At 45.4% G+C, this 25,350-nt stretch carries 23 protein-coding genes and 4 tRNA genes; 13 read left to right on the forward strand and 14 right to left on the reverse strand.

Going from position 1 to position 25,350, the window contains the following annotated elements:
• Positions 1-51: 51 nt before the first annotated feature.
• From DYD21_RS14440 to queA, 8 genes are all read right to left on the reverse strand, one after another.
• Positions 52-123 (reverse strand) — tRNA-Thr (locus DYD21_RS14440).
• 11 nt (positions 124-134) lie between these two features.
• Positions 135-207, reverse strand: a tRNA-Gly gene (locus DYD21_RS14445).
• Positions 208-241: 34 nt separating this feature from the next.
• A tRNA-Tyr gene (locus DYD21_RS14450) sits at positions 242-324 on the reverse strand.
• 13 nt (positions 325-337) lie between these two features.
• A tRNA-Thr gene (locus DYD21_RS14455) sits at positions 338-409 on the reverse strand.
• A gap of 127 nt (positions 410-536) precedes the next feature.
• Positions 537-1,181: a DedA family protein gene (locus tag DYD21_RS14460; RefSeq protein ID WP_116037717.1), complete on the reverse strand. Its 645-nt coding sequence runs from the start codon at positions 1,179-1,181 to the stop codon at positions 537-539.
• 4 nt (positions 1,182-1,185) lie between these two features.
• On the reverse strand, positions 1,186-1,659 hold the full coding sequence (ispF, locus tag DYD21_RS14465; protein ID WP_116037879.1) for a 2-C-methyl-D-erythritol 2,4-cyclodiphosphate synthase: 474 nt from the start codon (positions 1,657-1,659) through the stop codon (positions 1,186-1,188).
• An 8-nt stretch (positions 1,660-1,667) separates the two neighbouring features.
• A complete protein-coding gene (gene ispD, locus DYD21_RS14470) occupies positions 1,668-2,369 on the reverse strand; it encodes a 2-C-methyl-D-erythritol 4-phosphate cytidylyltransferase (protein WP_255415937.1) in 702 nt (233 codons plus the stop codon).
• Positions 2,370-2,380: 11 nt separating this feature from the next.
• Positions 2,381-3,427: a tRNA preQ1(34) S-adenosylmethionine ribosyltransferase-isomerase QueA gene (queA, locus tag DYD21_RS14475; RefSeq protein ID WP_116037880.1), complete on the reverse strand. Its 1,047-nt coding sequence runs from the start codon at positions 3,425-3,427 to the stop codon at positions 2,381-2,383.
• Between the two features lie 213 nt (positions 3,428-3,640).
• Between queA and DYD21_RS14480 the strand changes: the two genes are divergently transcribed.
• The 5 genes from DYD21_RS14480 to DYD21_RS14500 all read left to right on the forward strand — a co-directional run bounded on the left by DYD21_RS14480 (position 3,641) and on the right by DYD21_RS14500 (position 10,561).
• Positions 3,641-4,156: a hypothetical protein gene (locus tag DYD21_RS14480; RefSeq protein ID WP_116037719.1), complete on the forward strand. Its 516-nt coding sequence runs from the start codon at positions 3,641-3,643 to the stop codon at positions 4,154-4,156.
• A gap of 14 nt (positions 4,157-4,170) precedes the next feature.
• The gene (locus tag DYD21_RS14485; protein WP_116037720.1) at positions 4,171-4,626 is read left to right on the forward strand and encodes a LytR C-terminal domain-containing protein; all 456 of its coding nucleotides are present in this window, start codon (positions 4,171-4,173) and stop codon (positions 4,624-4,626) included.
• Positions 4,627-4,643: 17 nt separating this feature from the next.
• Complete coding sequence (gene rsfS / locus DYD21_RS14490) at positions 4,644-5,069, forward strand: ribosome silencing factor (protein ID WP_116037721.1); 426 nt, start codon at positions 4,644-4,646, stop codon at positions 5,067-5,069.
• Complete coding sequence (locus DYD21_RS14495) at positions 5,066-8,938, forward strand: HAMP domain-containing sensor histidine kinase (RefSeq protein WP_116037722.1); 3,873 nt, start codon at positions 5,066-5,068, stop codon at positions 8,936-8,938. Before rsfS ends, DYD21_RS14495 begins: the two co-directional genes overlap by 4 nt.
• 318 nt (positions 8,939-9,256) lie before the next feature.
• The gene (locus DYD21_RS14500) at positions 9,257-10,561 is read left to right on the forward strand and encodes an MATE family efflux transporter (protein ID WP_233505552.1); all 1,305 of its coding nucleotides are present in this window, start codon (positions 9,257-9,259) and stop codon (positions 10,559-10,561) included.
• A gap of 5 nt (positions 10,562-10,566) precedes the next feature.
• Here the strand turns inward: DYD21_RS14500 and DYD21_RS14505 are convergent, their stop codons facing one another.
• A complete protein-coding gene (locus DYD21_RS14505) occupies positions 10,567-11,232 on the reverse strand; it encodes a hypothetical protein (RefSeq protein WP_116037724.1) in 666 nt (221 codons plus the stop codon).
• Between the two features lie 256 nt (positions 11,233-11,488).
• Here DYD21_RS14505 and DYD21_RS14510 point away from each other — a divergent pair, with 256 nt between their 5' ends.
• Genes DYD21_RS14510 through DYD21_RS14520 form a run of 3 tightly spaced genes read left to right on the forward strand, consistent with a single transcriptional unit; the run spans position 11,489 to position 14,440 of the window.
• Positions 11,489-12,586, forward strand: a complete 1,098-nt coding sequence (locus tag DYD21_RS14510) for a type III polyketide synthase (RefSeq protein WP_116037725.1) — start codon at positions 11,489-11,491, stop codon at positions 12,584-12,586.
• Between the two features lies 1 nt (position 12,587).
• Positions 12,588-13,295: a methyltransferase domain-containing protein gene (locus DYD21_RS14515; RefSeq protein WP_116037726.1), complete on the forward strand. Its 708-nt coding sequence runs from the start codon at positions 12,588-12,590 to the stop codon at positions 13,293-13,295.
• A complete protein-coding gene (locus DYD21_RS14520) occupies positions 13,292-14,440 on the forward strand; it encodes an FAD-dependent monooxygenase (RefSeq protein ID WP_116037727.1) in 1,149 nt (382 codons plus the stop codon). Before DYD21_RS14515 ends, DYD21_RS14520 begins: the two co-directional genes overlap by 4 nt.
• Before the next feature lie 14 nt (positions 14,441-14,454).
• Here the strand turns inward: DYD21_RS14520 and pgk are convergent, their stop codons facing one another.
• Complete coding sequence (gene pgk / locus DYD21_RS14525) at positions 14,455-15,651, reverse strand: phosphoglycerate kinase (protein ID WP_116037728.1); 1,197 nt, start codon at positions 15,649-15,651, stop codon at positions 14,455-14,457.
• A gap of 173 nt (positions 15,652-15,824) precedes the next feature.
• On the opposite strand from pgk, the gene DYD21_RS14530 reads away from it, so the two are divergent.
• The 4 genes from DYD21_RS14530 (at position 15,825) to DYD21_RS14545 (ending at position 18,474) form a co-directional block, all read left to right on the forward strand.
• Positions 15,825-16,985 carry a cysteine desulfurase family protein gene (locus DYD21_RS14530; protein WP_116037881.1) on the forward strand — a complete coding sequence of 387 codons (1,161 nt, stop codon included), beginning with the start codon at positions 15,825-15,827 and terminating at the stop codon, positions 16,983-16,985.
• Positions 16,982-17,515, forward strand: a complete 534-nt coding sequence (locus tag DYD21_RS14535) for a TIGR00730 family Rossman fold protein (protein ID WP_199535557.1) — start codon at positions 16,982-16,984, stop codon at positions 17,513-17,515. Before DYD21_RS14530 ends, DYD21_RS14535 begins: the two co-directional genes overlap by 4 nt.
• Before the next feature lie 83 nt (positions 17,516-17,598).
• Positions 17,599-18,066 (forward strand): DUF1499 domain-containing protein, encoded by a 468-nt coding sequence (locus tag DYD21_RS14540; protein WP_116037729.1) that lies wholly within the window; start codon positions 17,599-17,601, stop codon positions 18,064-18,066.
• Positions 18,067-18,111: 45 nt separating this feature from the next.
• A complete protein-coding gene (locus tag DYD21_RS14545) occupies positions 18,112-18,474 on the forward strand; it encodes a hypothetical protein (RefSeq protein WP_116037730.1) in 363 nt (120 codons plus the stop codon).
• 94 nt (positions 18,475-18,568) lie between these two features.
• Here the strand turns inward: DYD21_RS14545 and DYD21_RS14550 are convergent, their stop codons facing one another.
• Entirely contained in the window at positions 18,569-20,446 is a 1,878-nt protein-coding gene (locus DYD21_RS14550) for a long-chain fatty acid--CoA ligase (protein WP_116037882.1), read from the reverse strand.
• Between the two features lie 165 nt (positions 20,447-20,611).
• Here DYD21_RS14550 and DYD21_RS14555 point away from each other — a divergent pair, with 165 nt between their 5' ends.
• Positions 20,612-21,121 carry a Fur family transcriptional regulator gene (locus tag DYD21_RS14555; RefSeq protein WP_116037731.1) on the forward strand — a complete coding sequence of 170 codons (510 nt, stop codon included), beginning with the start codon at positions 20,612-20,614 and terminating at the stop codon, positions 21,119-21,121.
• Positions 21,122-21,149: 28 nt separating this feature from the next.
• On the opposite strand, the gene DYD21_RS14560 is transcribed toward DYD21_RS14555, so the two are convergent.
• From DYD21_RS14560 to DYD21_RS14570, 3 genes are read right to left on the reverse strand one after another with little or no spacing between them, the layout of a single operon-like run.
• A complete protein-coding gene (locus DYD21_RS14560; RefSeq protein WP_116037732.1) occupies positions 21,150-22,034 on the reverse strand; it encodes an ABC transporter permease in 885 nt (294 codons plus the stop codon).
• Between the two features lie 9 nt (positions 22,035-22,043).
• Positions 22,044-24,032: a hypothetical protein gene (locus DYD21_RS14565; protein ID WP_116037733.1), complete on the reverse strand. Its 1,989-nt coding sequence runs from the start codon at positions 24,030-24,032 to the stop codon at positions 22,044-22,046.
• Entirely contained in the window at positions 24,029-25,318 is a 1,290-nt protein-coding gene (locus DYD21_RS14570; RefSeq protein ID WP_233505553.1) for a competence/damage-inducible protein A, read from the reverse strand. Before DYD21_RS14570 ends, DYD21_RS14565 begins: the two co-directional genes overlap by 4 nt.
• Positions 25,319-25,350 lie beyond the last annotated feature (32 nt).

Raw genomic sequence — 25,350 nt, forward strand, 5'->3', positions numbered from 1 at the left:
GACTAAATATTATTAAGAATTGAGTTTGTTAGTTTAACCTGCTACCTGAAGAGCCGATAGTCGGAATTGAACCGACGACCCCTTCCTTACCATGGAAGTGCTCTACCTCTGAGCTATATCGGCTTGTTTCAGAGAGCGGGCGACCAGAGTCGAACTGGCAACATTCACCTTGGAAGGGTGACACTCTACCAATTGAGTTACGCCCGCTAATTGTATCAGTTTGCATTAAAAAATCTTTAAGTGGGGGGAGCAGGATTCGAACCTACGAAGTCGTAAGACAACAGATTTACAGTCTGCCCCAGTTGGCCGCTTTGGTATCCCCCCAAAGTAAGTAATGAGCCAGTGGCCGGATTCGAACCGACGACCGACGGTTTACAAAACCGTTGCTCTACCCCTGAGCTACACTGGCAATCATTTTCAATATGTCAAAACTTCAATAATACGAACCCGACGTACCGATCTCTCTTTCGTATCATTGAAAGACCTGAAACTTAAAAAGTTATTTATAACTAAGCAACAAAAAAGAACACTATTTTTTAAATCTCTCTGTTTTCTGTCGCGCCTTGTTTTACATAGCGTACGAAGAGAAATCTTCCGGCAACAGCCAAAACAATTATCCCAAGAACAAACCAGCCATATATATTCAGGTAATGACCAATAATCTGCCAGTTTTCATGCACAAACCAACCTAATCCAAGCAAAATTAAGTTCCAAAGCAGTGAGCTGATCGTAGCAGAAATTACAGTTGACAAAACGCGTGTTTTAGTCAGCCCTGCTGTTACCGAAATAACAGATCGGGTACCCGCTAAAAAACGGTTTGCTAATATAACACCCTGACCCCATCGATGCATCCATCTCTTGCCCCGGTCAAAATATTTTACATCAACCACTTTCATCAGCCAAAATTTTTGACGCTGGGCCTCAATTTTATCCCCAAAATAATAGCCGATACCATACATATTCATAAAACCAATCACTGAAGCGATTGTAGTGAACAGCAACAAGAGGTTGAAACCAACAACCTGTTCTGCGGCAAGATACCCCCCAAATACCACCAGGATATCACCCGGAATTGGCGGAACTACATTTTCAAGATATGCCACCAGTGCAAATATCGCATAAACACTCAATGGAGACAGCGTCAAAATCCAATCGATAAGCTCCCCGGTAACTGTTTCCATGACATTATACCTTCATCAGCAAAACTACGGAGTGGACAGCAATCCCTTCTTTGCGCCCGATTGCTCCCATTTTTTCATTTGTGGTTGCTTTCACGGAAATATCTTCATTTTCACAACCAATCAGCCTGCTAATATTTGCCTCAATTTCAGCTATATACGCCTTCATTTTAGGTTCTTCTGCTACGATTACGGCGTCTCCATTCCCGAATTCATATCCTTTTTTTCTGACCAGCCGCATTACATCTTTCAACAACTCTCCACTGTCAGCATTCTTAAATTCCGGATCTGTATCGGGAAAATGCGACCCAATATCACCCAGTGAGGCTGCTCCAAGTATGGCATCAGTGAGAGAGTGAAGCAGCACATCGGCATCGGAATGTCCTTTTAAGCCAGCCGTATATGGTATGTCAATCCCGCCGAGGATTAATTTTCTCCCGGAAGCAAAAATATGTGAATCATACCCCAAACCTACTCTGATATTCTTCATTAGCCGTGATAATTTTCATCTGTCAAAAGTTCTGCGATCCTAAAGTCGAGCGGATACGTGATCTTGAAATTATTTCGGTTTCCTTTAACTACACTGACCCGTTCTCCTATAGCTTCAACGAGTGAAGCATCGTCTGTTCCCAGAAAATCTTTTTTAATCGCATTTTTGTAGGCTTTCAACAAAATTTCTTTTTTGAAAATTTGTGGTGTCTGTGCCTGCCATAAATCTGTCCGGTCGGGTGTCTGGGTTATGAACCCCTTACTATCCACCCGCTTGATTGTATCCTTAACAGGAACACCCGGTATTGCCCCGCCCGTTTCATACGCTTTCCGGAGACATTGTGAAATTGTGGAATCGAGTACAAATGGACGCACCGCATCATGGACAGCAATAAGGTCAGCCTCATCCAGCACTACCATCAGCGCATTATAAATGGAGTGTTGACGCTCCCTGCCGCCGCTCACAACATCAACTGAAATATCCGGAAATTTCCGTTTCAGCAGTTTACGGGTCTGTTCCTCATATTGTGACGAGGTTGATACGATAACCTGGCAAAGACCTGAAATTTCCGAAAATGCTGAAAGCGTTCTCTCCAGAATAGTTATACCTTTCAGCTCCAGATACGGCTTGGGAGTTTCTGACTGCATCCTCTTGCCTTGTCCAGCCGCCGGTATAATCAATGAAAATGCCGGATTGGTCACAAAAACTCCGTTTAGAGGATCAGCATCGCATCACCAAAAGTGAAAAAACGGTAATCATTCTCTTTGGCTTCTTCATACGCCTTCATAATGAAATCGTAACTGCCAAATGCTGCTGCGAGCATTAAAAGAGTTGATTCAGGTCTGTGAAAATTGGTAATTACCGCTTCAGTGATTTTAAAATCGTAATCAGGATAAATAAACTTATCAGTCCACCCTGTTCCCGGTTTCGACATACCACTTGCCATCACGCTGGTTTCGATAACCCGAACCGCGGATGTGCCGCATGCAATAACCTTATTTTTTTTACTCTTCAGAGCCGTATTAATTTTATCAGAAGTATCTTTAGAGATCAGGAAGTTTTCAGAATCCATTCTGTGCTTGGTAAGATCTTCCACTTCAACATTACGGAACGTTCCCCATCCGATATGAAGAGTTACCGGCAAAAATTCGGCGCCTTTTTTCTCAATTTTCTCAACAAGTTCTTCTGTGAAATGCATTCCAGCCGTTGGGGCCGCCACAGCACCGCGTTCTTTGGCAAAAATGGTTTGATAGCGTTCTTTATCGCCCTCCACAGGTTCCCGTTCGATGTATGGTGGAAGCGGCATGTCGCCGATTTCGTCTAATCTTTCATATAACTCTTCATTCGATCCTTCATACAAAAAGCGAATGGTTCGTCCGCGAGACGTTGTATTATCTACAACTTCTGCCATCAGATCTTCCCCGAAATAGAGCTTATTTCCAATCCGGATTTTACGTGCAGGTTCAACCAGCACATCCCAAAGCATATTTTCCGGCATCAGCTCTCTTAAAAGAAAAACTTCAATATCCGCATCTGTTTTCTCTTTCTTTCCTTTCAGTTTCGCCGGAAATACTTTGGTATTATTATAGATAATTACATCACCTTCATTCACATATTTATGAATGTCAGCAAATGTCTCATGCTTGATTGATTGATCCTCACGGTTTAGCACCATAAGTTTTGAGGAATCTCGAGGGTTTACCGGCTCTTCAGGAACATTAAAATCTTCGATTTCAAATTTGAAATCGGTAAGTTTCATCTTCATACGGCAGAAGTGTTTTGTATTTGCGTTTTATAAAAGAATTCAGCTTAATAATATACCTGTTTTTTTATGGTACAACAAACGAAGTTGTGAACCGTTTTTTCAAACTGCTGATGCGTTATAATTTTTTCTATTCAGTGTGAAATTGTTTACTAAGTGTTACCGTTTATGTATTATTGATTATAGATCAACAATGAAATTACTTTCGCCATGAAAATCATACTACTGCTCGTTTCTATAACTTTTTTATCCTATTCAGTTGCTGATGCCCAGCTGAGAGAGGATTTGGGCGGATCATCAGAGTATAGTGGTGTTGTCAGCACAGATCATCAGCCCTCGACCGGCAGCTGGATGAATGCGCTGAACATGACGATGAATCACTCCTATTCTATGACTTTCAGTAGTTTTGGCGGTCAGATGCAAAATATTAACGCATACACAAATTCTATGCTGTTTGATATCAGCGAAAGAATGGACGCACAAGTTGATGTATCTTTTCTGCATTCCCCTTTCGGCAATAGTTACATGACAAACGAAAGTCTCGGATCACGGATCATAATTGATCGTGCCCGGCTTGATTATCAGATATCTGACCGAACAAATATTTCTTTAGAATTTTCTCAACGTCCGTATCAATACTCACCTTTCGGTTATGGCGGATATGGGCACCACGGATTTCACAGAGGCAACCGTTCTCCATTTGGCGGAAATTATTCTACCTGGTAGTACCTGAATCGTAAATGGCAGATAGTAATAAAGGAATTGAACGATCATCACTACTGCTGAATGCAGCCATTGGTTTTTTAGGGTTTTTACTTGTGATCCTGGTGTTTTCACTCATCACCCGTCTTCTCTACCCGCGAATTATATCAGACCGATCGGAACAAGATCCCGCATTAATTAGTAGTGTAATACAACTTGAAGTATTAAACGGATGTGGTATTCCCGGCCTTGCAACGGCATACACCGGTACACTTCGGAACTATGGATTTGATGTTGTAGAAACCGGTAATTTCGACCATTTTAATGTTGAAAACACAATTGTGATCGCCCGGACTGCACAGCTGGAAAATGCCCGAAGGGTTGCCAGTGCACTCGGGATTGATGAAAAACAGATCCTCCGGGAAATTTCCGGAGAGTTTTACCTGGATGTAACTTTAGTACTTGGCGCCGATTATGAATCCCTTAATTTATAACAAACTAATAATTGCCTATGACAGATAAATCTATTCTTAAAAGCGGACAGTTTTCGACAGATTCCAAAACCAAAACTGCCGATTCTGCAAAGCTGATAGAAACCATTAGCGAAGCACTTCTCGAAAAGAGAGCAAAAAATATCGTACTGCTTGATGTACGGGAGCTTACTACTTTAACCGATTATTTTATCGTATGCCACGGATCATCGGACACACAAATCCGTGCACTTGCCAACAGCGTTACCGAAAAAACGAAAAAAGACCTCGGTGAATCCGTCTGGAAAAAAGAGGGAATGGAGATCCGGCGCTGGATCATACTGGACTACGTAAATATTGTGGTTCACATCTTCAGTGAAGAAAAACGTGAATACTACGGTATTGAAAAAATGTGGAGTGATGCCGTCCGGACAGAATTAGAAGACACCTTAGCGAAAGATAGTTGAACCTTCTTTTAAAAAATCCGTTGATACTGCCAGGAGCACTTTTGCTGCTCATATTGGCGTTGTACGGATTTTTTGAATATAACAACTCCCGGACCGGCCAACTGCCCGAATCACCTGAACCCATCATCGAGGAAAGCTTAGACCAGGGGCTTGTACTCTTCGAAAACTTTCAGGCGGATTTAACACGTGATACCGAGAATTTACTGGAGCAACTTCAGGAGATCATCAGTCAGCAGCAAAACAGGCAGTTTATCTACCGGTCACTTTCAAACCATGATTTCTGGGGAGTGATCCTCTACCGGAACGGCATCCCCTGGAGCTGGAACGGGTTTCATATTGTAATTCCGCCGCCTTTCGAAAGCAGCCAGTCCGATTCTGTTCAAACGTATCTGCAGAAACGTAATAACCTATCGGTATTAGTTGCCCAGGTTACGTTTTCGGTTGAAGATGATTCATACCAGCTTGTTGCAGGGCGTAAACTTTCCCACACGACAAATCTGCCCATTGCAGGTGATATTAATTTCACACTTTCTGACCACCCCTCGTTAACAAATCTCTACCCGGTCCGATACAGCTTTTCCCAGCCCCCGCCTGATTCAAACATGCCATACAGGGTTCTTGCAACCAGCGCATCAGACAGTGTTGGAGTGGTGTACGCCGAAGACACCGATTATGAGGCTTTCAAAGCCAGTTTTTTTGATGCAATTTCTGAATCGAGATACCTGTTTCATATTGCGATCATTGCAGCACTTTTTCTGTTTTTTATTGTATTTGCTGTAAATCATAAAAGCTGGTATTCCCTGCTGTTTCAGATTGGCTTCATATCACTAATGTGGTTCCTGGCGGTTCGTTATTCTGTTGCTGAATCGTGGGGAATGCTGTTTCTTCCCGGAGGGCCTGACGATGTTCTTCAGACCCAGCTGATTCTGGGTGAATATCTTCTCAATGCGCTATTTTTACTGCTCTTCAGCCTTGTCGCCATCAATACACTTCGGGGATACAACCCGGTAAAGTCCCGGCAGATGCAGATTAAAGGTGCACTGATTGCATTGATGTATGGCGTTGTACAGCTTCTCCTGATTCTCTTTTTTGTGATAAGCACCAAACAATTAACTGCAGACACTGCCATTCCGCTTCTGGATCTGGAATTGATTCCTCCGCTGAATACCCTGATTTTTTATATTTCAGCGTCGCTGTTTTTTGCAGCCATAACGGGAATCAGCCTGGCTGTTTCGCAATTCCTTTTCAAATTTGAACAGGATAAGGCTGTCCTTATCTTCTTGTCCTCCGTTTTTGCATTTCTTGCCACATCGTTTGGTATCGATCAATTTACTGATCAAGGATTTTTCCTTGGATGGCAATTTCTGCTGATTCTATTCCTTTTTTCAGCGTTTATATTTACCGGTTGGTTGATGTCCCGCTATCCTGACTTTTTCACAACTATGTCGGGATTTCGGCGCATGATTATCCTGTTACTCTTTACAGCCGGTTCCGTCTATTATATTATCTGGAATACCACACCGGATCGCGCTGACAGTGAACTTCACTCCATTGCCACAGAATATGCAGCAGAGGCCGAAAGCGATAGTGAGGCCATTCTCCGATCTATTCTTCAGACCATCGAATTTCGGATTCAGGATATTCCGGATGAAGATATTTTTGAAACACCCGAAAGAGCGCAATCCAGATTTGAGCGGGTAATAGAGTCTTTGATACAGACAGAGTGGCAAAACTATACGCTCGATTTTCATCTTGTACGCGCCGATGGGGATATGATTTCAGATTATTCAACCAGTATTGATTCGCCGGGATGGTCCTCAATTTTCGATCTTGAATTAATGAATCGTTCGCATCGCGGCGAGCAGCTGCGTATGGAAACGAACCGGCCAATTATTTGGGATCGACCCACCGGTATCGGAGAACATTTTCGATCCTTTTTCCGTGGCTGGATTCCTATCTACAGTAACACCAATCCAGGCAATATTATCGCCTGGATCACCGGTTCAATCTACCAGGAACGGCCCGATTTTAATAAACCGATCCGCGCAGTGATGACGGCCACTACTGGCGAAGACTGGCGAAAAAGTTTCTACATGGCCGAGTTTACCGGAAACCGCGTAGTTCGCAGCGCTACTAAAGGTATTTATAACGATCAGCCTGAATACAACCGTCTTTCGGATGTTGAGCGAAATATTGCTATGCAGGATTCACTCGCATTCATCACAACCCGAACCGCCCAGGGTTCTTTCAGAGAAATTCTACTGAGGGTAGGTGATCGAAATATTGTGAAAGTCAGCACCCCTAAACCGGGTTTCACAAACCACCTGTTCTCTTTTTTCAGACTCTTTTTACCCCTGTTATTCTTCGGTTTATTTGTGATGGCGGTTTTATCTATTTGCGGACTACGGCCTTTTCACCTTTTCAGCCAAAGCAAACGGTTCCAAAATCGTCTGATTGACGGATTTACACTGGCCACACTCCTCTTTTTAACCGTACTGATTTTTGCCACACAATTTGCTATCAGCAATCAAACGGAAAAAAATATTGAGCGCGATCTGGTAAATACACTGAAAAACCTGGGAGAATCGATCCAGCTCGCATCCCCGGAAATTTCGACTGATTCATTCCAGATTCCACTGTCTGACGTTACGACTCCTCTAAATGTAGATGCCATACTCTATCAAAACGTATGGGTGGTAGAATCAACGACACCGCAGATATTTCAACAACACCTGATTCCAACCATTCTACCATTTAATGCCTACGAATTTCTTTACAATCGGGAGCGGAGGCATATCGTATCAACCGTGGAACTCGGCAGAGAGACGCTTATGGTGGGATACCGCGCCATTGTAGATGATGATAACCAGCCGGTTGGCACCATTGCCATACCCACATTTACGCAATCTCCCGTTTACACCGATCAGCTTCTTGAAACCACCAGCTACCTCTTTGGAATTTACCTTGTAATCTTTTCGCTCTTTACAATTGGAGCCATTGTGTTTTCAAACCAGTTAACACGCCCGCTTGAACTGATTCAGAAGGGATTGAATAAAATTTCACGGGGAGAGCAGAAAACTAAAATCCCCGTTACCAGCCAGGATGAGGTCGGATCGCTTGCAGAAGCGTATAATTTAATGGTCAACAAACTCGATGAGGCCCAAAAAGAGCTTATTAAAGCGGAGAGGGAATCCGCCTGGAAAGAGATGGCACAACAGGTGGCACATGAAATAAAAAATCCGCTGACTCCAATGAAATTAAACCTGCAGCATCTGCAGCGCCAGCTCGAAGCAAACCCTGATAATGTGCTCGCTCTCAAGCCAATCATCGAAACAACCGCGGCCAATATTATTGAACAGATAGAATCACTCAACAAGATTGCCAGTGATTTCTCGAAATTTTCAAAGCCGATCCGCGATCCGTTTGAACCGGTAAACCTGAACCCTCTGCTTGAATCGGTTGCCGATCTGTATGGCCACGATGAAGGTGTAGAAATTGAGCTGAACATTCGATCGAAAGATCTTACCATTCATTGTGTGCAGGATGAAATTCGCCGTGTACTTATTAATCTAATTAAAAATGGTATTGAAGCCTGTGAAAATGGAAATTCAAAAATTCAAATTGATGCCGGGTTTCAGAATGAAGAACTTGAGATTAGCATTGCAGATAATGGTATAGGGATACCGGTAAAGAATCGAAACACTATTTTTGTACCAAACTTCTCTACAAAATCCTCGGGAACCGGACTTGGTCTTGCCATCACTAAAAAAATTATTGAAGCACATGATGGAGACATTTCATTCGAATCAAAACCCGGGCAAGGAACAACATTTACCATACACCTTCCCAAAAAACCCTCTTCATCCTGAAAACCTTTTTGGCAGCTTGGTGTCAAAAGGATCTCACTCCTTTTATAGTCATCGATGAAATGGCTGGTAAAACCTGTTAGGTTTATTGCTTTTTTTTACTTCATAACCAGACTATTATTATCAGACCTGTATTCTTCAAACCTATCAGGTTTAGGATTAACACAACACCAGGCTGCCCGGCTCAATTCTCTGAAATCATTTCCGGATTTCGTGCGGTGATTTAGCTCGATTTTTTGTACCATCTGCATCGCAAAAATTTAGATGGATCAAAATCAGCTCACATACCGCCAAAAGATAAAAACAGAAACCGGACTTCTCATGAAGATCGGCTTCCCTGTTATCATTACGCAGCTTTTGCAGATCAGCATGAGTTTTGTGGATACCATTATGGCCGGCCGCCTCTCACCGGAAGATCTCGCAGCAATTGCCGTGGGCACAAGTGTATTAATGCCGCTGGTGGTTCTCTGCATGGGATGCCTGATGGCTGTCACCCCCATTGTGGCACAGAATATGGGCAGCCGCAACCTTAATGATATCGGTAAAAATGCACGCCAGGTGCTTTGGCTGAGCCAGATACTTGCACTGCCCGCTTTCTTCATCCTGCGAAATCTCGATTTTGTTTTTGTTTTGATGCAGGTTACCGAAGAGATCATACCCATTGCCGCAGGTTATCTGAAAGCAATCAGCTGGGGGATTTTTCCCGCATTCGCATATTCGGCTCTGCGTCATTTTAACGAGGGCTTATCCGTCACGCGTCCGGCCATGTATATTGCCGTAATCGGAACGCTCGTAAACATCCCGGCGAACTATGTTTTAATGTTTGGGCAGTTTGGATTTCCCCAACTCGGGGCCATTGGAACCGGTTATGCTTCGTCGCTTGTTTTTACCATCATGTTTATTGCCTTATTATGGTTTACCGTCTGGTATCCGCCATATAAGCGATTTGATATTTTCGGAAAATTCCGCTGGCCCGAAAAGAAATATCTGAGCGAACTCTTAAGCATCGGTACACCCATCGGCATTAGTTCATCGATGGAAGTGAGCATGTTTGCCGCAGTAAGCCTGCTGATCAGCACGCTAAGCACTATCGAAGTGGCGGCTCACCAGGTCGCGATTAATTTTGCATCGATCTGTTTTATGATTCCGCTCGGACTCTCCATTGCAATCTCTGCCCGTGTCGGAAACTCTGTCGGGAAAGGAAAACCTGGAGAAGCACGTTTTCGCGGTTACGTGGGCGTGGGAATTTCAACCCTGTTTATGATCTGTACAGCCACTATTCTATTTCTGTTTCCTGAAGCGATTACTGCCATTTATACATCAGATGCCGATGTAACAGCCATCGCCGTTCAGCTTCTGTACATGGCCGCCATTTTTCAGATATCTGATGGGCTTCAGGTAAGCGGTTACGGTGCACTTCGCGGTTTGAAAGACACAAAAATCCCGATGTATGTGAACCTTGTTGCCTATTGGGTCATTGGAATTCCAACAGCCTATCTTCTTGGATTTACATTCGGATATGGAGCACCCGGTTTTTGGATCGGCTTGATTGCTGGATTAACCGTGGCAGGAATTCTGCATAACACAAGGTTTTATATTAAGACAGGAAAACTGATGCGTGTGTAACGGTTTTAACGAAATCGTACAGGGGCGGGATCTCCGCCATGCAATAGAAAACGCACCCCAAATGAGAAATATGGAGTCACAAAAAAACCGATATCATCCAGTGCCGGATACCAAAGTGATCTGCCGCCGACATGCAGATATAATTTTGTGCGATCTGAAAGCCGAACATCCATTCCGGCAATAAGCTGCCCGTTAAATCCAAAATAGTAGTTAGCATCGGGTCCCAGAAAAGATCCTGTTCCGGCAAGGCCAATCCCGGGGCCAGCCCGAAAGTATAGAGAAACCCTCTCCTCTGTAACATCATCCAGCGAGCCTCTGACGTAATATTCACGGCCTATAGTTATGCCACTGACCCACGTATCTGGCACCAACGCCCTTGAACTGCGTTCTCCTGCAAAACCGAGGAAAAAACTGCCGTAAACCGGTATATACGGCTGCAACAAAGACGCTTCTATTCCGGGGTGAGAGAATCCAAAAAACAGCCCGGTTTCCATTCGATAATCAATCTCATTCTGTGCGTAATAGGGTACAGAGGCATGAAAACTCTGGCTGTTTGTAAATTGTAAATTATAAACTTCAGTAGTAATATCACTTTCTGTATTACTGAATTGACCGAATGAGTAGATCGGGAAGAGAAAAAAAAGAGTGAATAGTGGTGTAAAAAGTTTCATAATTGAATTGCAACGTCTCGATGTTTCCAAAGCTTCTCGTAGCTTTTTGTTGATGATGTAGAGGGAATTTTATCTAATTATGTAAGAAACAGCAAAAAAATTTACAATGATTCAGATCGAACGAAATTGTCCATATTGAACTTCCATCAGTATAGAACGCAACGGATAACGCAGGTTGATTATATCAGCGGTGTAACGGTGCCGGGTCCTCAGCCAATTGTTCAGATTCGGGAGCCGAATAATCAAAGAAAACAGAATGTCTGTATATATTCACAATATTGAGCAATCGGTTCCCCCGCATCAGTACCGGCAGGAGGAGTTGCGAGACAGGATGAAAGAGATTGTAGATGGAGACGAAAAAGAGACTCGTCTGCTGCACCATATTTACAATCGTTCCGGAATAAAAACCAGACACTCCGTTGTGGATGATTTCAAAAAAGAGGGTGCCTTCAAGCTTTTTTTTAATGGTCAGGGTTCCTCGCCGGGCACTCAAAGCCGAAACGACGTCTACATTGAGCAGGGAAAAAAACTTTTTGTAGATGTTGCTCAAAAATTAATAGCGGGGTCCGACTTCAGCGCCGGAGATATCACCCATCTGATCACCGTATCCTGTACCGGATTTTATTCACCCGGGCCCGATTTTGACATCATCAAATCCCTGGGCCTTTCGCCCGAAACCGAACGTTATAACCTGGGTTTTATGGGATGTTATGCGGCCTTACCCGCGCTAAAACTTGCGCACCGAATCTGCTCTGCAGATCCTGATGCAAATATTATGGTTGTTTCGGTTGAACTCTGTACACTTCATTTCCAGTCTGCGCCGGTGACCGATAATCTCATTTCAGCATCTGTTTTTGCTGATGGCGGAGCTGGTGCGATCGTGAGCAGTCAAAAGCCCAAGAAGGAGAACTTTTATCGGATTGATAATTTTGCATCCTTGATCACACCGGAGGGAGAGAAAGATATGGCATGGTCTATTGGCGATAACGGGTTCAACATGGTGCTCTCAAGCTATGTGCCGTCTATTCTCAGCAGTGGTATACAGCCATTCATGGAGTCAGTCTTTAAAAAACACAAATTATCCGTCGATCAGATTGATTTATGGGGCGTACATCCCGGCGGACGGGCTATTCTCGACAGCTTCAGCAAAACCCTGGATCTGCCCAAAGATTCGCTCCAGGCTTCGCGTTCGGTTCTGTCTGATTATGGAAATATGAGCAGCGCAACTGTTCTTTTTGTTCTGCGAGAGCTCCTGGAAAATAACCACAGTGATGAGCCGCAAACCGCTATGGCCGTTGCATTCGGACCCGGAATTACCATTGAATCTGCACTTTTAACGCGCATGCACTCCTGAAATGCCTCTTTTCCTCTCAGAAAGAGATCCCGGCCTCCTTGAAAAGATGGATGACGCAAACTGCGATCCAAAGCAGCTGACCAACACCTACCAACAGTTTGCCACAGTGAATCGTCTGCTTGGCGGCTGGGGCAGGATCTACCGAAAATTCATTCATCCTGCTTTGAATCAGCAGAAAAATGAGTCTGCTCTTCTCGATATCGGGTGCGGCGGCGGCGATATTCTCCGGGCACTGTCATCATTCACAGAAAAAGATGGTCTGAACGTGCAATTCACCGGAATTGATCCCGATTCGCGTGCTATTGAATTTGCACGAAAAAGAACCGGCAACCCGAAAATCCGTTATCTGCAGCAATCTTCTTCTGAGTTATCAGAACGGGGTGAACGCTATTCGGTTGTAATCTCCAATCACCTGCTTCATCATCTCAATACAGAGGATTTGCAACAAATTTGCCGGGATGCAGAAAGCCTGGCCACAGATCTTGTTCTTTTCAGTGATATTGAGCGGAGTGATATCGGGTACGGATTGTTCAGGTTGATCGCGCCCATTCTGTTCCGTAATAGTTTTATTGCTGAAGATGGCATAACCTCCATCCGCCGCAGTTACCGGGCGGATGAACTCCGGGAAAAGCTGCCGGACGGCTGGCGGGTAATCCGTCAATTTCCGTTTCGGCTGATTGCGATATTTGATAAACAACAGGTTCGATGAAAAACCGGGCCAAAACAGATGTACTTATTGTTGGCGGCGGACCGGTCGGACTCTATCTTGCAGGGACGCTTGGCAGCGCCGGACACAGCGTAACCATACTCGAAGCCAGAAATCAGATCGATCAACACTCCAAATCGCTCGGAATCCATCCCGTTTCCCTGGAGTTATTTGAGAAGCTGGGTATCTCTTCCCGATTCACTGAAAAAGGGATCAAAATACAGAAAGGACGCGCATACGTCGATCGAAACTGGATCGGGACCGTTGATTTTTCGCGATGCAAAAAACCGTTCAACTACATTCTCGCCCTGCCTCAAAACCGCACCGAAGAAATTCTTGAACACTGGGTGACTCACCTGGATTCTGTATCCCTCATCCGCGGTGCGGTGGTAAACGGAATATCGCAATCCGAGGATTTTGTTGAGGTTACCTATCAAAAAGAGGACCTGCAGCATACAATCAGGTCGCTCTACACTGTGGGATGTGATGGAAAAAACAGTGCGGTACGGGAGATCACCGGTATCAGGTTTACGGGGAAACCGTATCCCGACACCTACGTCATGGGAGATTACCCTGATACAACCAATTTTGGGACAGAAGCCGCCGTTTATCTGCATAAAAATGGGCTGATTGAATCATTCCCGCTGCCAAATAAAATGCGCCGATGGGTGGTTAAAACTCCATCCTACATCAAACAGAATCAAAAACAGATGTTAGAGGAATTCATCCGGGAGCGAATCGGGGAGGATCTTGCGGGTGAAACGGGCAGGATGATCAGCAGTTTTGGCGTGCAGCATTTTCTGGCCGAACGATTTTATTCGGGCAGAATTCTGCTTGCGGGAGACTCCGCTCATGTTGTGAGCCCGATTGGCGGGCAGGGAATGAACCTGGGGTGGATCACCGCTGAACGCGCATCAAAAGCGATTCAAACGTGCTTAGATAAGCCCGGCAGAAAAGAAGTACATTTAAAACGATTTTCAGAAAATGCTATAAAAACCGCAAAAAATGTGGCTTTTCGCGCTGAGATTAACATGTGGCTGGGCAGAAAACGGACATTCCCGTTTGGCAGAAACCTGATCGCCCGCCTGATTGTAAACACCCCGCTCCAAAAGTTCATGGCCGGGATGTTTACAATGCGCAGGTTATAAATTAAAGCTGACGACTACTTATTCGTCAGTGAGGCAACACCGGGCAGCTCTTTTCCTTCGAGATACTCCAGGCTGGCACCGCCACCGGTTGAAACGTGTGAGACTTTATCCTGTAGTCCCGATTTTTTGATCGCCGCTGCTGAGTCACCGCCGCCAATAATGGTAATAGCGCCGTTATTCGCTGTGGCATCCGCAAGAGCTTCCGCTACGGTGAAGGTTCCATCAGAAAAATTCTCCATTTCGAAAACACCCATCGGGCCGTTCCAGAGAACTGTTCGCGCGTTTTTAATGCGGTTGCTGAATGCAATAGACGACTGCGGTCCAATATCGAGCGCCATCCAGCCATCCTCAATGCCGTCGCGGTCCACAACTTTGTGCTCCGCATCGTTACTAAATTCTTTAGCAACCACCGAATCGATCGGCAGCATGAAATCGATGCCTTTATCCTCAGCCTTTTTCATTAGTTCTTTGGCGAGGTCAACTTTATCATCCTCCACCAGCGAATTCCCGATATTGAGCCCCATCGCTTTGTAGAACGTATAGGTCATCCCGCCTCCGATGATGATCGTGTCTACTTTGGAGATCAGGTTTTCGATCACTCCAATTTTATCGGAAACTTTTGCCCCGCCCAGAATGGCTACAAACGGACGACTGGGACTGTTCACGCTATCTTCGAGATACTGAATCTCTTTTTCGAGCAGAAAACCGGAAACCGATGGCTGTAAAAATTCTGTTACGCCGGCTACCGAAGCGTGAGCCCGGTGACTGCTTCCAAACGCGTCATTCACAAAAATGTCGGCATGCGTGGCGAGTTTCATCGCAAATTTAGGATCGTTCTTTTTCTCTTCGGGATGGAAGCGAACATTTTCAAGAAGCACAATTTCTCCTTCTTTGGCTGATTTGATCACTTTTTCAGCCTTCTCCCCGATGCAGTCCTCGGCAAAATGGACCGGCACATCCACCAGAGTTGCAAGGTGATCGGCTACCGGCTTCAGGCTAAACTCCGGTGAAGGCTCACCGCCGGGGCGGCCGAGGTGGCTCGTGAGAATCAGTTTCGCCCCGCGCTCAACCACATAATTGATCGATTCGAGCGCCTGCACAATCCGGTTATCATCTCCGATCTTTCCATCTTTAATCGGCACGTTGAAATCAACTCTCATCAATACGGTTTTACCTTTTAAATCAACGTCTTTCAGTGTTTGTTTAGCCATTTTTTCGGTTTGTTAGTTTTTCAAATTATTTCGGGTTATTAAAAATACAGGTTGTACCGTTCGATTGGAAATAGTTTCTTCTGTGGGATCCATGGATTTAAATCAGAGATTTGAACTTCTGCTTTTAACACTCATTTTCGATATTTTGTCCCATCATGAAAAAAGCTGCAGATATGGACATAGTTTATTTTGATCACGCCTCCACAACACCTGTGGATGACAAGGTTCTGGATGAAATCCTTCCGTTTTACAAACACCAGTTTGGAAACGCCAATTCCGCCCACCAGTTCGGCCGGGCAACAAAAGTTGCGATTGAAGACTCCAGGGAGATGATCGCCAAATTAATTGGTGCGGAACCGTCGGAAATCATCTTTACAAGCGGCGGCACCGAAAGCGATAATGCCGCTATTAAAGGCGTGGTAAATGCTACAAGAAAAACAGAGATCATCACATCTCCTATCGAGCATCACGCCGTCATCCATCCCGCCGAAAGCCTGAAAATGAAAGGGTGCAGAGTAACCTATCTGCAGCCCGACAGTAATGGACTGATCACCCCGCAGCAAGTTTCTGAGGCGATTTCTGATGACACAGCGATTGTAAGCCTGATGCATGTAAACAACGAAATCGGAACCATTCTTCCGATCAAAGAGATCGCTGATGTTTGCCGGGAAAAAAAGGTTCCGTTTCACTCCGATACGGTACAAAGCGTGGGTAAGCTTCGGGTGAACGTGAAAGAGCTGGGGGTTGATCTGCTTAGTATGAGCGGGCACAAAATATACGGCCCGAAAGGGATCGGCGTACTCTACGTAAAAAACGGAACCCCGTGGCTTCCGTGGCTTCAAGGCGGATCACAGGAGCGTCGCCGGCGTGGCGGTACATCCAATGTGGCAGGAATTGTGGGGCTGGCGCAGGCGCTCAAATATTGTATCGATCACGTGGAGGATCACAGCGCCCACTACAAAAAACTTAGAAAAGAGCTGTTTGACGGACTTGAATCCCGTTTCAGCGGCCGATACCTGGTAAACGGTCCGGTTCAGGACGGAGTGCCTCATATCATCAACCTGGCGTTTACATCGGATGACGAAAAAGGACTCGATGGCGAAATGCTTCTCCTGAATCTCGATATCGAGGGAATCTGCGTGTCGAACGGATCAGCCTGCACATCCGGGGCGGTTGAACCATCACACGTGTTAAAGGGAATCGGGTTATCCGACAAACTGGCCAATTCCAGTATTCGAATCTCTTTCGGTAAAGATAACACGGTGGAACAGGTTCATTTTTTCCTGGATAAGCTTGAAGCAGTTTTGAGCCGAATGACAAAAGTGACATCATGAGAATTTGTGTTTACTGCGGCTCATCACCGGGAATAAATTCGAATATACTCTCCGCTGCCAAACACTTTGGAGCTGAGCTGGCCAGCCGGGATATCGAACTTGTATACGGCGGATCCTCTCTCGGTGTGATGGGAACCCTGGCCGATTCGGTGATGCAGAACGGGGGCCGCGTCACCGGCGTGATTCCCGGGAACCTGTTCAGCAAAGAGGTGGCCCACACCGGTATCACCGAATTGATAACGGTGAGCGATATGCACGAACGGAAATCAAAAATGGCAGACTTGGCCTCTGCTTTTGTAGCCATGCCCGGCGGATTTGGCACGATGGAGGAGCTTTTTGAGATCATCACATGGAACCAGATCGGAATCATTCAAAAGCCGATTACGCTATTTAATATTGATGGGTTTTACGATCCGCTCCAATTCATGATACAAAAGGCCGCAAAAGCAGGTTTTATCCGCAAGAAAAACCTCGATATCCTGAAGGAAGCAACAACTGTAGAAGAGTGTATTGAGATGTCCGGTGGATAGATGGGGAATTAAGAAATGTAATTTTCTCCGAACTTGTTAGCCGGTCGTACCATAAAAATTCATTCCAAACAGGTACCACTCTTATGAAACTTTCCTGGATTATTGCCGGCCTGCTGGCACTTTTTTTGATCATTCTACTTAACCTGGTTGGACCGCTGAAGGGTTCCACCAACTCGGATTTTAGTGATGAACTTCAGCCCGGGAATAATCCGCTTCCCGCTTGTCCAGATTCGCCCAATTGCGTGCGCATCTCTAAAAAAATATCTTCTGATCCGTCCTCACTTTTCGATATTTTACCACAGATTCTCGGCGAGATGGGTGCAGAAAAAATTGACCAAGCTTCACAAACCCTTCAAACAGATGCCGTATTTCGCATACCTGTATTTGGCTTCCGCGATGATTTCAACGTCCGCATTGAAGCTCACAAAAACGGAGATTCTGTTCTGCATATCTCCAGCCGGAGCCGTGTTGGCAGAGGTGATTTAGGTGTAAACCGGCGCCGGGTCAACACGTTTATAAATTCTCTCGATATATTTATTCAAAACTCTTAAACCCAGGAAACTGTGCCAAAACTATCAACAACTATCGGTGTTATTATGATTTTACTCGGTGCGATCTCTTACATCGCAACCGGTGCCGCCAGCGCAACCGCCCTGATTCCGGCATTTTTTGGAATCGTTTTTGTAGCCCTCGGAATTCTTGGAACCCGAAATGAATCGATGCGCAAACATGTGATGCACGCAGCTCTGCTGCTGGCCATCCTGGGCCTTGGCGGATCTTTCGGAGGATTAATGAGCGTGCTTGGTGTTTTGACCGGCGGAGAGCTGGAGCGCCCGGCTGCAGCGTACGCACAGGCCGTGATGGCGATTCTCTGTATTTTCTTTATCGTTGCCGGCGTAAAATCATTTATCAACGCCAGAAAACAGCCGAAAGCGGATACCGAATTTGAAGACGGGTAGTCCGATTTTCCTCTTTTTAACTTCAGATTTTAAGGAGCAGGTTTAATTTAAATAAACCTGCTCTTTTTTTACCACAATCGTATCAAAAAACCGGTCACGCATCCTTGAAGATATCTTCAATCAGGTGGCCGTATTTATCTTCAATCACTCTGCGTTTTACTTTCAGCGTAGGCGTAAGCTCACCGGTTTCTACGGTAAACTCATTCGGCAGTAATCTGAAGTCCCGGATTTTCTCGTGAGATGCCAGCTCTTTTGAAAATGAGCGGGTTTCTTTGCTGAACAGATTCACAATCGCCTCTTTGCCAAGCAGGTCATCCATATTCTCATACGAGATGCTGTTCTGTTTTGCATAATTTTCCAGCGCTTCAAAATCGGGAACAATCAGTGCGGCCATATATGGCTGCTTTTCGCCAACGACTACAAGCTGATCGATCCATTTACTGGTTTTAAACATATCTTCAATCGGTCCCGGGTAGATATTTTTTCCACCGGCATTTACGATCATATGTTTGATTCGATCGGTGATTTCCAGGCGCCCGTCTACGAATCGGCCGACATCACCGGTATGCAGCCAGCCATCTTCGTCGATCATCTCCTGGGTTGCTTCGTCATTTTTCCAATACCCTTTCATGGTATTTGGGCCCCGGTTCAGAATTTCACCCGGTTCAGAAGTAAGTTCTGTAGGGTAATCTTCACCGCTGATTTGTGCAATGATTTTATTGTCATCCAGCCGCTGAATTCCAACGGTTACGCCGTTAATCACTTTTCCAACAGTTCCCATTTTTTCTTCACCATACCGGTTGCAGCACATCACGGGAGACGTTTCGGTCAGGCCATATCCTTCAATAATATTCAGTCCGGCTGACATGAAGAATGTTCCGATTTCAGCCGGCAGTGCAGCCCCCCCCGATACAAAAAAGTGAATATTTCCACCGGTCCGATCGTGCAGTTTACTAAATACGAGTTTATCAGCTATCGCTTTTTGTATGCTGACCAAACCACGTTTACCGTGCCAGTATTTTTCGCCGACATTGAGTGCCCAGTTAAAGATGGACTGCTGAATGGCGCTGCCTTCCTCTACATTTTTTTTCACAAGGTTATAGATTTTTTCAAACAGCCGCGGAACACTTACCACGATGGTGGGATGGGCTTCAAGCATATTTCGGGCGACAGTATCTACACTTTCAGCGTAGTAGATTTCGGCGCCTCCGGCAATCATAGCATAGTATCCGCCAGTTCGTTCAAAGGAGTGGCAAAGCGGAAGAAAAGATAAACAACGATCGCTTTCTCCAATGGAAATCGCATCATGTGCGGCCTTTACGTTGCTTACAATATTACGCTGCGTAAGCATTGCTCCTTTCGGTTTCCCGGTTGTTCCTGATGTGTAAATCAGCGTAGCCACATCCTCCGGTTTGATATTTTTTTTGCGGGATTTCAGTTTCTCAGACTGCTGTGGTTCCGCTTTAATCCCGGCGGTGCAGATGGTATCAAAGAGTTTCACATACTCTTTTTCGATGTAATCCTGAACTTTTGGCTCATCAAATGCAATCACCTGCTTTAAATCCTCGCAGTTGTCAAACACTTCAATCGCCTTTTTCAGCTGAATTCCGGTGGAAACAAAAAAGATTTTTGATTCGGAGTTTTTCAAAATGTATTCGCACTGTGCCGCCGGTAACGTGGTATAAACCGATACGTTTATCGCCCCAACAGACTGAATCGCAAGGTCTACGACCGCCCATTCGTACCGGTTTTCACTCAGTATGGCAACACGGTCACCTTTTCGCACATCTTGCTGAAGCAGGTAACTTGCAACGGCCGTTACATCATCCCGAACTTCACTCCATGTAATGGTTTTATAGGGTTCATCAGCAGAAGGCTTAAAGGCGAACGCTGTTTTGTCAGATTTTTCGTATTTTGCTACAAGATTCTCGAAAAGTTCCGAAATGGTTTCAAATGCGACAATTGTAGGCATGATGATCGGTGATCTTTGTTTATATGTATGGTAGATATAGTGTAAGATAAAAGATCTGATTAATTTTAATAGACCTAAAATCCGATTTTCAGAATATACCACAGACTACATAAGATCGTTTGAAAACCTTTCGTTCAACTGAACCACCTGTTAACAACTTTTATCATGGCACACCCGGCACACGAGGAGACAATTCAACTTGTTAAAGAGATTTTCCGAACCTATTTGAAAGAACGGAATCAACGACAGACTCCGGAACGATTTATGGTTTTGGAAGAGATTTACCGTTCTGAAGGGCATTTTGACGCCGATGACATTTTCTTCAACATGAAGCAGACCGGCACACGGGTATCACGGGCAACCGTTTACAATACTCTGGATCTTTTGATCGAATGCGGGTTGGTTCAGCGTCAGCAGTTTGGTAAAAATCAGTATTACTATGAGCGATCATACGCATACCAGCAGCATGACCATATGATTTGTAAAGAGTGCGGCGTAGTGATTGAGTTTTGTGACCCCAGAATCCTGGAAATCCAGAAAATGATGGAAAAGATTTACGATTTCAACATTGAAGCGCATTCACTGCATCTGTTCGGAACCTGCAATAATACAGAAGAGTGTAACCGGCGAAAAGAGACCGGGGATAAAATTAAGAGCCTGACTCCGCAGGAGTAAGTTCAGCTACTTGCTATAACCGGTTTCCTTAACTGCTGATTGTAGTGTCCTTAATAAATTTACGGGCTGCCCATCGGCTCCCCCACCATCCCATCGCCATAGCGAGAATCATCACGCCGCCAATCAGGTAATACCATCGCCCGAACGGCCAGGTGAGTATCCCAAGCTGCGACAAATAAGTGGGTACTATCCATTCAAATAACAGGTAAATCACAAAAGAAGCGGCGGTTCCTGCAATGATTCCCTGCAGAATTCCTTCGACCAAAAACGGTCGGCGGATAAATCCATTGGTGGCACCTACCAGTTTCATCGCTCGTATAAGATCGCGTTTCGCGTAGATCGTGAGCCGGATGGTGTTAAACACAAGAATCATCGCAATAAAAAGAATAAACATCCCTATAGCTGCACCCCCAATCGCAAGCTGATCCGTTCGGGCTTCGAGCAATTCCAGCAGGGCCAGGTTAAACTGAACTTCATCCACACCGTGATATTGTTCCACAACCTGAACCAGTGAATCCACCTGTGCCACGGTAGCATCATCCGAAATCTTCAGCCTGAAGGAAGCCGGTAAAAAGTTCAGGCTTGCTAACGCTTCACCTCCCATCCCAAATTCCTGCTGAAAAATCATGGATGCGCTGTCTCTTGAAATATAATTCAGTTCTTCAACAAACGGCTCATTTTGTATGCTCTGCTGAAGTTCATTTGTGGTTTGTGTATCGATGTTTTGCAAGAACACCTCAATCTCAACCTGCTGCCTCAGCAATTGAGCAACTTCGTAGGCGTTAAACCCGATTCGGGTGAGCACACCTATCAAAAGGACTGCAAGAAACAGTGAAAATATAGATGTGAATGCGGCCAGCCTGGCTCGTGATAACCCGGCCACACCTTCTTTAATTAAATATGATAGACTCATGTTCAGTTCTTAATTCGTAAATAAAACTCGTAATGAAAATATAAATCGCTGTTCCGGCATCGGGTATCCTACGGTTTCAAAGTATCCGGGCTGAACGACGCGATCAAATATATTCTCCCAGCGCAATAGCACCATCAGCCACCGCACACGGGCAGATACATCAATATCCACACGGCTGAACGGCACGTTATAAAATTCATGTGTGCCGTGCTGCCACCGGTTGAGCGGCGTGATATACTCAGCAGTTCTCACAAAATTCGGGGAATACATTCCTGAAATGCCCGCTTTGACAAACGTAGCGCGATCAAACAGATAGTTTTTCCAGTAAAAATTTCCTTTTAGCCACACTCTGTCGCCGGAATTCTGAAGGCCAAAGTTAACCGGATTTTCCGAAACAGATGATTCAAATGTTTTATAGGTGGCCGAAACCATCCCTTCAAAAAGTGTAGACTCCAGTTCCAGCCATCCTGTTCCCGAAAGTGTTGTAAATGGATCGATATTCACAAATTCACCATCTTCTCCGTTTTGTGTAAGCCGATCCACAAACACGCCCTGTTCCGTCTGCCTGTAATCCGCACGGCCGCCTGCCCGAAAATATCGTCCGAGTCCTATTTTTGCTTCTGAACCTGCTGTGACCGACCTCTCATTCAGCAGATCCGGATTCCCTGAAAACTGGTTTGATTGCCAGTAAAGGGCCTGAAGATCCGGCGAACGGTCAGAATATCCGCCAAAAAATGATATTTCAAAAACCTGGCTGAAGCTCCAGTTCGCACGCCCACCACTGTACAGATCATATCGTGAATCGTTTCTTACATCTCCCCCGCCCTGAAGGTAGAACGAAAGGCCACCAATGGTTAACAGGTTTGCATCCAGATCCCCGCGCATACCGAACCATCGGTTTTCCATAAGCTGCTCTGTTCGGTTTTCCAGCATATATGGCCGGGCTGTGGCGGTAAAATTCGCCCGCTCATTTCCGATACGGTGACGGGCAAAAAGTTCAACATTTCTGAAATTCGTTGCACTGGTATCTGTGGCAAATTCAATTGTTCTTTCACTGGATTGATAGTGAAGCCCAAACTGGCTTTGCACGATACTTTGTGCATCATCCCGGTGGTGCAGCTGAACGTAGATATCTTTTGACCCTTCGATGGATTCGGCCCCGCCCCGGTTTGGAGTTTCAATAAATGGATTGAATGTAAAGAGTGATGGGTCCTGCAGCTGGTACCCAAACGACTGCTCCTGATCCATAGAATTGTTGATATAACCCAACCGCAACAGCCACTGCTCACTCAGCTGATGATACCCTTTAAACACAATCTGGTTTCCCTCAACACTACTCCGGTTATAACCGATACCATCGCGCCGGTCCCAATAGGAAAGCTCAAGATTTGTTTCCTGGTTGATGTTATGCGTTGCCGAAAATTCGAGATTCCTGTAGCCGTAGCTGCTCTCATCAAAGTTCAGATACGTTCTTGGCTGCACCAGGTAGTGATCCCGCAAGCGGATGGATGTTCTGTAAAGCGGCCCGTAATCTGATTCGCTCATGGAGATGACCTTATGAGTCGGTACACGGCTCCAGTTTACTGCACCTGTGAGCGGATCATTGATTCTCATTCCGTTCAGTTCAGATTCAAAATGGCGGTTCTCGTAGGCGTGATGATCAATACCATCCATCCGCCATAGTGTACCTGTACGGTAGGTGATCGTGCCCGGCCTCCTTGAATAGTGCTGCGTGAGGCTCAGCATATTCATCCACCGGAGAGTGCTGTCGGTCACTTCGATAGAAAATCCCGCACGATTTTCGTAGTTCCATACATGAACGGGAATAATCACTTCCGGCTCTTCTGTTTCTTCCGGCTCCTCATCAGGCAGCCCGTTCTGGATCACGGTATCGGGATCAATCGTTTCGAGGATCAGGGTATCCGGCAAAACCGGCGGCGGCAGAGTATCCTGGAAAACAGCAGAAAATGCTACTATGTGAAGAAGAAAGTAGATCAAGGAGTTACCGGAATAAGATTATACGGTAGGGTTTCAATGGAGAGCAGTCTTCGACGGACGGTTTCGAGAACAACCGCTGCGGTTCTCTGTTTGTTGATCTCCCGATCATCCGTAAAACTTCCCTTAAGCGCAAAATGATCGCCATCCAGCCAAAAACCCATCCATACTGTTCCAACCGGTTTTTCAGCCGTTCCACCACCCGGCCCGGCTACACCCGTGGTGGATACGCCAATTGAGGCGCCCGTTCGTTCAGCTACGCCTTTCGCCATCTGAAGGGCAACTTCAGCACTCACAGCCCCAACTCTGTCCAGATCACTCTTTTTAACTCCAAGCATGTTTATTTTTAATCGGTTTGAATACGCGATCACCCCGCCGGCCATATATCGGCTGCAGCCGGGAATATTTGTGATTTCATCAGAAAGCCGTCCGCCGGTACAACTTTCCGCAACTGAAATTGTAAGATTTCGTTTTGCGAGAATTTGACCGACAACAGACGCCAGATCGCACTCCCGCCCTTCACCATAAATCATATCCCCGGCTCGTTCCAGGATTCTTTCTCTGAACTTCAACAGTTCAGATTCTGATGTTTCAGGTTTCGATCCGGTATACTCAACCCGAACTTTCACGCCGCCTGCACCTGGCAGAAACGCTACATCAAGCCCGTTATTGAAATATTCTGTCAGATCGCCGATCAGGTCATCGCTTAAGGTACTTTCCGGTACGCCGGCCGTATGAAAATATTGCATGGTGAGTTTCACGCGCTCCGGAAACTGATTATCAAGCCTGGGCCTCACTTCATTTTCAAGCAGGTACTTCATCTCGTGAGGAACTCCGGGCAGCACGGCCAGACAGCTGCCGTTTTCTTTCAGCCAAAGGCCCGGAGCGGTCCCTTTTTTATTGAACAGTACGTTCGCGTTTTCAGGTACAAGAGCCTGGTCAGCATTTGAATGGCTGAATTTCAATCCCCTCAACTCAAAAATTTTCTTGATATGGTTCAGCACATTTTGATCCGTAACCAGGGACACACCAAAATAATCCGTGACTACTTTTTTTGTGATATCATCGTGCGTGGGGCCAAGTCCGCCCGTAGTTATTACAAGATCTGCACTCTTCATACTCTCACGGAGCTGTTCGTCGAGCAGACTGTAATCATCGGGCAGGGTAATAACCTGCTCAACATCGAACCCTTCGCCGTGAAGGAATTTTCCAATCCACGAAGCATTTGTATTGATGGTATCGCCAATCAGAAGCTCGTTGCCTATAGAAATGATATGTGCTTTATTCATGATGTTGAAAATAGCAGTTTGCGAAACGATCA

The sequence above is a fragment of the Rhodohalobacter sp. SW132 genome, assembly GCF_003390325.1.
Taxonomy (GTDB): Bacteria; Bacteroidota; Rhodothermia; order Balneolales; family Balneolaceae; genus SW132.

What these genes read in the sequence shown, in the direction of transcription:
- queA (WP_116037880.1), bottom strand. Translation starts at nt 3,427, where the DNA reads ATGAAACTTACCGATTTCAAATTTGAAATCGAAGATTTTAATGTTCCT.
- DYD21_RS14500 (WP_233505552.1), top strand. Translation starts at nt 9,257, where the DNA reads ATGAAGATCGGCTTCCCTGTTATCATTACGCAGCTTTTGCAGATCAGC.
- DYD21_RS14545 (WP_116037730.1), top strand. Translation starts at nt 18,112, where the DNA reads ATGATTTTACTCGGTGCGATCTCTTACATCGCAACCGGTGCCGCCAGC.
- DYD21_RS14460 (WP_116037717.1), bottom strand. Translation starts at nt 1,181, where the DNA reads ATGGAAACAGTTACCGGGGAGCTTATCGATTGGATTTTGACGCTGTCT.
- rsfS (WP_116037721.1), top strand. Translation starts at nt 4,644, where the DNA reads ATGACAGATAAATCTATTCTTAAAAGCGGACAGTTTTCGACAGATTCC.
- DYD21_RS14515 (WP_116037726.1), top strand. Translation starts at nt 12,588, where the DNA reads ATGCCTCTTTTCCTCTCAGAAAGAGATCCCGGCCTCCTTGAAAAGATG.
- DYD21_RS14480 (WP_116037719.1), top strand. Translation starts at nt 3,641, where the DNA reads ATGAAAATCATACTACTGCTCGTTTCTATAACTTTTTTATCCTATTCA.
- DYD21_RS14555 (WP_116037731.1), top strand. Translation starts at nt 20,612, where the DNA reads ATGGCACACCCGGCACACGAGGAGACAATTCAACTTGTTAAAGAGATT.
- DYD21_RS14505 (WP_116037724.1), bottom strand. Translation starts at nt 11,232, where the DNA reads ATGAAACTTTTTACACCACTATTCACTCTTTTTTTTCTCTTCCCGATC.
- DYD21_RS14510 (WP_116037725.1), top strand. Translation starts at nt 11,489, where the DNA reads ATGTCTGTATATATTCACAATATTGAGCAATCGGTTCCCCCGCATCAG.
- DYD21_RS14560 (WP_116037732.1), bottom strand. Translation starts at nt 22,034, where the DNA reads ATGAGTCTATCATATTTAATTAAAGAAGGTGTGGCCGGGTTATCACGA.
- DYD21_RS14485 (WP_116037720.1), top strand. Translation starts at nt 4,171, where the DNA reads ATGGCAGATAGTAATAAAGGAATTGAACGATCATCACTACTGCTGAAT.
- DYD21_RS14530 (WP_116037881.1), top strand. Translation starts at nt 15,825, where the DNA reads ATGGACATAGTTTATTTTGATCACGCCTCCACAACACCTGTGGATGAC.
- DYD21_RS14570 (WP_233505553.1), bottom strand. Translation starts at nt 25,318, where the DNA reads ATGAATAAAGCACATATCATTTCTATAGGCAACGAGCTTCTGATTGGC.
- DYD21_RS14540 (WP_116037729.1), top strand. Translation starts at nt 17,599, where the DNA reads ATGAAACTTTCCTGGATTATTGCCGGCCTGCTGGCACTTTTTTTGATC.
- pgk (WP_116037728.1), bottom strand. Translation starts at nt 15,651, where the DNA reads ATGGCTAAACAAACACTGAAAGACGTTGATTTAAAAGGTAAAACCGTA.
- DYD21_RS14550 (WP_116037882.1), bottom strand. Translation starts at nt 20,446, where the DNA reads ATGCCTACAATTGTCGCATTTGAAACCATTTCGGAACTTTTCGAGAAT.
- DYD21_RS14535 (WP_199535557.1), top strand. Translation starts at nt 16,982, where the DNA reads ATGAGAATTTGTGTTTACTGCGGCTCATCACCGGGAATAAATTCGAAT.
- DYD21_RS14520 (WP_116037727.1), top strand. Translation starts at nt 13,292, where the DNA reads ATGAAAAACCGGGCCAAAACAGATGTACTTATTGTTGGCGGCGGACCG.